Below are 5,194 nucleotides of genomic sequence, written 5' to 3'. Positions count from 1 at the left end.
CTGGCGCGGGTGCCCGCGTGGCCGTCACCTTGCGCGGCTGACGTTTGCGCTGTACCGATGCCGTCGGCGCGGTTTCGGCACTGTCCTCTTCGATCTCATCGACGATGGTCGTGCCAGCGAGCACGTCGGGGAACACCCTGCGGCACAGCCGGGACGACGCGCGGGCCACGAGCTTATCGGCCGGGTAGTCGCCGAGGGTGATCTTGGCCTTCCGCGCCTGGTCGGCCGTGAAGCTCACCGTCTGCCACTCAGTCGACCCGGCGCGGCGTCCGCGGATCTTGCAGCGTTCATCGGTGGATTCGTCGATGATGATTTCGTGTCCGGCCTCGATGATGCGGCGTCGCATGAACTCTGCCGAGAACCCGATCTTTCCTTTCACGACGTGGATGCATGACAGGCCGTCGAGCGGGTCGATGCCGAGCTCGAGGGATTTCATCATCGCGGCGGCGATGTTCTCGGGCTGTCCGCGCATGGGCTCGGGGACGAACGCGGTGCGGGCCAGCACGTTGGCTACCTGCTCGGTGGCGATGAACAGTTCCAGCCATTTGCCCATCCGGTCGAACTGCTCGTTCTTGGGGGCGTGCCCGGGGCGCGCGGTGCGCGTGAATCCGTTGAGCGCGGGGGCGAAGGTCTCTGTGCGGGCAAGTTCGGTCACTTGGACTCCTCGTAGACGATGCGGGCTAGGGAAGGGGTGGGGTCATCAGGCTCCACGGCTGCGCCGACGAGGTCGCGGGAGGTTTTGACGATGTCGCGCATGGCGGCGGCGATCCGGAAGGACTTCATCTGCTCGGGTCCGCTGGTGCACGGAATCAGTTGCGCGCCGGTCGAACTGACGAGGATGGCGCCACAGCCTTCGACCTCGACCATGGGCTGTTCTTTGCCGTCATCGTCGAGGTAGAAGTCGGCGTAGCGGTAGGCCGCCAGTTGCAGCGCGGTCTCACCGAAGATGCCTTTCTCGTTGGTCTTGGCATCCAGGAGCAGCCGCTTACGCTCGCCGCCGACCGTCAGTTCGGCGACAAGGTCGAGCGTCCCGGCGTATCCGTAGCGGTAGCTGACTATGGTTGCCTCAACTAGGACGGGGTCTACCTCGAATTTGTCGAGGAACCTGGCATAGGCTTCGACGTGGCCGCGTAGTTCGTCGGGAATGCCTTGGACCGCTTCGCCTTTGACGAGCCGTTCGGCGTAGCCGTGGACTTCGGTGCCTCGCTTCTTAGCCTTGTCACTGACCGCGTAGCGCGCGCCCTGCAGTTCCTTGAGCCGGGCCGAGGGCTGAAGGTCGCCGAGTTCGTCCCAGTGGTCGACGGCGTACTCGGCGGTGGCGTTGGCGGCCCAATTGATCAGTGCGGGCTTGGGCACACCTTCGCCGAGCATTGTTGTGACACCGGGGATTCGGTGGCCGTTGGCGTCTTTGTAGTAGTGGCCTTTGGCGGTTTCGACGCGCCGGATAGGGCCGGTGAATTTCGTTGTCACGCCGTCCCCTCTCTACATCCACACGCTACGACGCGCGCCAGTTCCCACGCCACGAACGATGGGCCGCGGTGGTTTTGGTACACGTCGGCGCATTTGATGACTCCGCGGCCTTCGCACACGGGGCACCGTTTAGTCACTGGACGCGCGCCCTTTTACGTGCTCGTAGGACTCGCGGAACACAGCATCTTTTATTGGATAGAAGCCCAGAGAGTCTTTCGCTACCCACTCGCCGGTGGCGATTGGAAGCCAGCGGCTATTGGCCGCGACGAACAGCTCGGCGGTCGCATCGGGGTCTTCCGCTCGATCGACCGGATGAATCGCAATAAAATTTTCGGGATCGGCGAACTCCCTCATGTCCCTCAGGTTTTCTCCGGTCCACTGCAGCGCCAGTATTTCAATGGGCCGCTTCCGGTAAATCTGGGGCGCCATAACACCTTTCCCTTCTCTAAATACTGGTATCCTCGCGCCTTCACTCATCGCGAGCATCCTCTCGATCCCCGCACATCCCCAGCGCGCGCCGGCAATCCATCTCCGTGACCGAGCGTTGCTGCTCAGTCATCGACGCGACTTCCCGGTGCCATTCGTCGAGGTCGGTCATCGCTTGCCACCCGCGTTCGGGTGCCGACCGATGAGGCGGTGGCGCCAAAGGGTCAATTTCATCGTTATCTTCCAGCGCAACGGGATCGCCCACAGCCCGACAACGTGACGGTAGGGCGTCCAGGCTGTCTCAAGGGAGTATTCATCGCAGCTGCACCGGCCGCCGACAAGCGACCAGCTGTCCAGCGTGAACAGCTCGTTTCCGACGCTGGCGTAAACTCGCACGCCAGGCCGATGACTGTCGCGGATCGCCCGCGCGAGGGGATCGCTCAAAGGGATCATGTTGGCTTTCATGCGGTCACCCTCCGTGTTCGGGGCATCTGCCGACGTTCCTCCTCGGTTTTGCCGCCCCAAATCCCGTGGGATTCGTTGTGCGTCATGGCGTAATCCAGGCAGTCGGCGCGGACCTCGCAACGCACGCAGATCTGTTTGGCATCGGAAACCCGTTCGCCGTAGTTGGGGAAAAACAGTTCCGGGGAAACCTCAAGGCACAGTGCGCGGTGCTGCCAGCGCGTTTCGTACTCGGTGCGAGGGGGCGTGTGGCTGGCTTGTGCGCGGCCGGGTAGCGCGCTCACAGTGTCTCCTCGCTCAGCAGGAGTGGGGCTTCCCGGCGCAGCGTTTCCGGGTCCCGCGAGCAGTAGGTTCCGAGGTCGTAGAGCGCGTTCACTTCAGCGAGGGTGTCGGCGGCGTCCAACATGCGGCGATAGAGGGTGCTCATATGTGCGCCTCCGCTTCCGGTCGGGTGATGTAGAAGTGGATGCCGCTTGCGCATTCCTTCCACATGTCGTCATTGAACGGCTCGCGTGGCGTGACAACAGCACCCGCTACATACTGGAACTTCGGGTCGTAGCAGGACTGCGCAGTCGCAACCTCATCGCTGCCCGCATAGATGGCCACGACCTCGGCACGCTCGGCTCTGCATTTACGTCCCACCCCGTGAGTTCTTCTCGCATCCGCCGGGATTCGCAATTTGACGATGTGACCTTCTTTCGACTTTTTCCAGCCGATCAGGTCGCCGTCAGGGAGGATGCGCGTACGCGCGATTGCAAGGTCGGCATTCTTCGCGCCGCCCAGGTCCGCGCCGCCCAGGTACGCGCCGCGCAGGTCCGCGCCGCCCAGGTCCGCGCCCTTTTCCCGCGCCTCCTCAATGGCGTACCGCACGCTGGCGCGATCCGAAGCGAACAACACTTTTCCTGAAATATGTTTGATCTCAATGCTCATGCCGCCTCCCTCATCAGTTTCTCGTTGCGCATCTCGGCCAGCGCCGCGCCGGCGTCATCAGACCATGCGGTGTCGTCGTGGACGAGGTGCAGGGCGAGTTCGAGGGTGGTCGTCAGGATGCGCGGGAACGGTTCGGTCGCGTTCGCGCCTGGGCGCGCCAGCGTTTCGACGCTGCGTGCCAGGGTGCGCAGTTCACGCATAGCGTCCGCGAACTCGGCGTCGTCGGGTGTGGTTGGCGTGGACCGTTTTTCGCCGACGATGTGTAGGGCGCGCAGAAGGTTCTGCGTCCAGGATGCGGGGCTCGTGGTCATTTCTGTGCCTCCATGTTGGTGCGCCATTGGTCGAGTGCGTGCAGGACTGCTGGTTCGAGGAACACTTCGTTGGTGACGTGGGCGCCGTTGGTCGCCCATAGCCTCACGTACCAGCCGTCGAAGGAGGCGTAAAGCCCGTCACCCAGGTACGTCTCCCCGTCGGCGCTCACTGGGCGTCCCCCATGATCACGTCCCATTGCGCGCGAACCCACAGAACGTCTCCCATCGCCGTGTGTCTGTCGAAATCGTCCGGGTTGACACCAATCGCCTTCGACAACTCGTTCGAGTTGTACGGCGGGAGCGCGCCCGCGCCGTTGCCTGCGAGGAATCCGGCCGCAAGGTTCTCGATATCAACCAGGTGATGGTTCCAGGGCGGCTCGCCGATCCCTGTTCGATTCAGTAGGCGCGCGATCCTTTCGGTGTCGAAGCTCGGGACCGCTCCTACGATGTGCGCGTCGCGGGTCGCGGCGTGCATCATCGCGGCAGCCCAGTAGGATGTCAGGGCGCTCTCGGGGGAGAAGCGTTCGAGGTAGTCGTCGCGGAACTTCGCCGGGAGTTGGCTTTTCGAGCCGATCCACATGTCGGGGTCGTGGTCGATGTAGCAGTGGTACCGCTGTTCTTTTCCGTCTGGTTCGCGTCGGATCGCGGCGAACTCCCAGATGGGTGCCAGGATCTCGAGCCCGAGGGTTTCGGTGTCCATGAATACAAGGGCGGTCATCGGTGGGTCTCCTTTTTGAGTTGGGCGCGGCGTTCGCGTTCGGCCACGGCGCGTTCTTCGCGATGTGCTTCGCGTCTCGCGCGTTGGCGCGCGCTGGTGCGGCCAGCGCGTCCCCGCGAGATGTCGTAGCGTTCCTGCGGTGAACAACCTCCCCGGATGCCGTGGTGAACGTCGCCGGTGGCGATCGCGTCACGCAGACACTGGGTGCGCACGCTGCACAGCCCGCAGACGCGTTTAGCGAGGGGCGCCGTCGCGAGATCGGCGGCGAGGGAGGGAAAAAACACTTCGGGGTCCATCTGCCGGCATAACGCGTCGGAGCGCCAGTCGTTGGAATCCGGCGCGTAGGTGGGGGTTTCGTAGGGGGACCTCATTTCTGGTTTCCTTCTTTCTCCCACGTGAACATCGGGAGCCCTTCGGCGATGGCGTGTTCCTTGGCAGCTGTCAGGGAGGGGTCGTCGTAGAACTGGCCTCCTTGGGCCCACTTTTCGTAGAGGGCCTGGCCGGCGTCCCAACTTGCCTGGGCATCTTTGAGGGCGGCGCAGAGGTCGTCTTGGGTGGGGGGTCGCGTGAAGCGAATGTCGCGGTAGGCGGTGTCGACGGCGCAGGCAGCTCCGCGGCAGGCGACGAGGAAGTCTCGGTAGGCGGTCACAAGTTTCGGGTTGTCTGCGATGACGAAGATGTTGATGGATGCGAATTGGATTGAGTGGGGGATGCGTTCGGGGACGTCAGCGATGGATTGTGGGCGTGGCATGTCAGGCTCCTGCGTTGTCTTGGGCGGTTGTTGTGAGGCGGGCGTAGGCGAATCGCAGTTCGGCGGGGTTGGGGTGGAGTGGTGGGGTTGGTGTGGCTGCGCAGGGCGCGCAGAGGGCTACGACGG

The 5,194-nt window shown here is 63.6% G+C and carries 11 protein-coding genes and 1 pseudogene; all 12 read right to left on the bottom strand.

The features are described 5' to 3' along the window. Window positions 1-655: pseudogene (locus tag AC2VOU_RS04590) on the bottom strand (hypothetical protein); the annotation flags it as partial. Beyond that, a complete protein-coding gene (locus AC2VOU_RS04585) occupies window positions 652-1,470 on the bottom strand; it encodes a hypothetical protein (RefSeq protein WP_486956286.1) in 819 nt (272 codons plus the stop codon). The gene AC2VOU_RS04585 and the pseudogene AC2VOU_RS04590, both read right to left, overlap by 4 nt. 129 nt (window positions 1,471-1,599) lie before the next feature. Next, window positions 1,600-1,947, bottom strand: coding sequence for a hypothetical protein (locus AC2VOU_RS04580; RefSeq protein WP_486956285.1), 348 nt, complete (start codon window positions 1,945-1,947; stop codon window positions 1,600-1,602). Next, window positions 1,940-2,068, bottom strand: coding sequence for a hypothetical protein (locus AC2VOU_RS04575; RefSeq protein WP_486956284.1), 129 nt, complete (start codon window positions 2,066-2,068; stop codon window positions 1,940-1,942). Before AC2VOU_RS04575 ends, AC2VOU_RS04580 begins: the two co-directional genes overlap by 8 nt. A 289-nt stretch (window positions 2,069-2,357) precedes the next feature. Continuing rightward, window positions 2,358-2,642 carry a WhiB family transcriptional regulator gene (locus tag AC2VOU_RS04570; protein WP_486956283.1) on the bottom strand — a complete coding sequence of 95 codons (285 nt, stop codon included), beginning with the start codon at window positions 2,640-2,642 and terminating at the stop codon, window positions 2,358-2,360. Continuing rightward, complete coding sequence (locus AC2VOU_RS04565; RefSeq protein WP_486956282.1) at window positions 2,639-2,785, bottom strand: hypothetical protein; 147 nt, start codon at window positions 2,783-2,785, stop codon at window positions 2,639-2,641. Before AC2VOU_RS04565 ends, AC2VOU_RS04570 begins: the two co-directional genes overlap by 4 nt. Beyond that, the gene (locus AC2VOU_RS04560; protein WP_486956281.1) at window positions 2,782-3,288 is read right to left on the bottom strand and encodes a DUF5758 domain-containing protein; all 507 of its coding nucleotides are present in this window, start codon (window positions 3,286-3,288) and stop codon (window positions 2,782-2,784) included. The genes AC2VOU_RS04565 and AC2VOU_RS04560 overlap by 4 nt, the downstream gene beginning before the upstream one ends. Then, window positions 3,285-3,599, bottom strand: coding sequence for a hypothetical protein (locus tag AC2VOU_RS04555; RefSeq protein ID WP_486956280.1), 315 nt, complete (start codon window positions 3,597-3,599; stop codon window positions 3,285-3,287). Before AC2VOU_RS04555 ends, AC2VOU_RS04560 begins: the two co-directional genes overlap by 4 nt. Further along, a complete protein-coding gene (locus AC2VOU_RS04550; RefSeq protein WP_486956279.1) occupies window positions 3,596-3,769 on the bottom strand; it encodes a hypothetical protein in 174 nt (57 codons plus the stop codon). Before AC2VOU_RS04550 ends, AC2VOU_RS04555 begins: the two co-directional genes overlap by 4 nt. Next, window positions 3,766-4,317, bottom strand: coding sequence for a 3'-5' exonuclease family protein (locus tag AC2VOU_RS04545; protein ID WP_486956278.1), 552 nt, complete (start codon window positions 4,315-4,317; stop codon window positions 3,766-3,768). The genes AC2VOU_RS04550 and AC2VOU_RS04545 overlap by 4 nt, the downstream gene beginning before the upstream one ends. Beyond that, entirely contained in the window at window positions 4,314-4,688 is a 375-nt protein-coding gene (locus tag AC2VOU_RS04540; RefSeq protein WP_486956277.1) for a WhiB family transcriptional regulator, read from the bottom strand. Before AC2VOU_RS04540 ends, AC2VOU_RS04545 begins: the two co-directional genes overlap by 4 nt. Then, window positions 4,685-5,068: a DUF7432 family protein gene (locus tag AC2VOU_RS04535; RefSeq protein WP_486956276.1), complete on the bottom strand. Its 384-nt coding sequence runs from the start codon at window positions 5,066-5,068 to the stop codon at window positions 4,685-4,687. The genes AC2VOU_RS04540 and AC2VOU_RS04535 overlap by 4 nt, the downstream gene beginning before the upstream one ends. Between the last annotated feature and the right edge of the window lie 126 nt (window positions 5,069-5,194).

The sequence above is a fragment of the Mycobacterium sp. TH-M25 genome, from assembly GCF_057473665.1.
This window is presented reverse-complemented; position numbering and strand designations above follow the sequence as displayed.

Coding starts and splice junctions, on each gene's coding strand:
- AC2VOU_RS04580 (WP_486956285.1), bottom strand. CDS start 1,947: ATGAGTGAAGGCGCGAGGATACCAGTATTTAGAGAAGGGAAAGGTGTT.
- AC2VOU_RS04575 (WP_486956284.1), bottom strand. CDS start 2,068: ATGACCGACCTCGACGAATGGCACCGGGAAGTCGCGTCGATGACTGAG.
- AC2VOU_RS04565 (WP_486956282.1), bottom strand. CDS start 2,785: ATGAGCACCCTCTATCGCCGCATGTTGGACGCCGCCGACACCCTCGCT.
- AC2VOU_RS04560 (WP_486956281.1), bottom strand. CDS start 3,288: ATGAGCATTGAGATCAAACATATTTCAGGAAAAGTGTTGTTCGCTTCG.
- AC2VOU_RS04555 (WP_486956280.1), bottom strand. CDS start 3,599: ATGACCACGAGCCCCGCATCCTGGACGCAGAACCTTCTGCGCGCCCTA.
- AC2VOU_RS04545 (WP_486956278.1), bottom strand. CDS start 4,317: ATGACCGCCCTTGTATTCATGGACACCGAAACCCTCGGGCTCGAGATC.
- AC2VOU_RS04540 (WP_486956277.1), bottom strand. CDS start 4,688: ATGAGGTCCCCCTACGAAACCCCCACCTACGCGCCGGATTCCAACGAC.
- AC2VOU_RS04535 (WP_486956276.1), bottom strand. CDS start 5,068: ATGCCACGCCCACAATCCATCGCTGACGTCCCCGAACGCATCCCCCAC.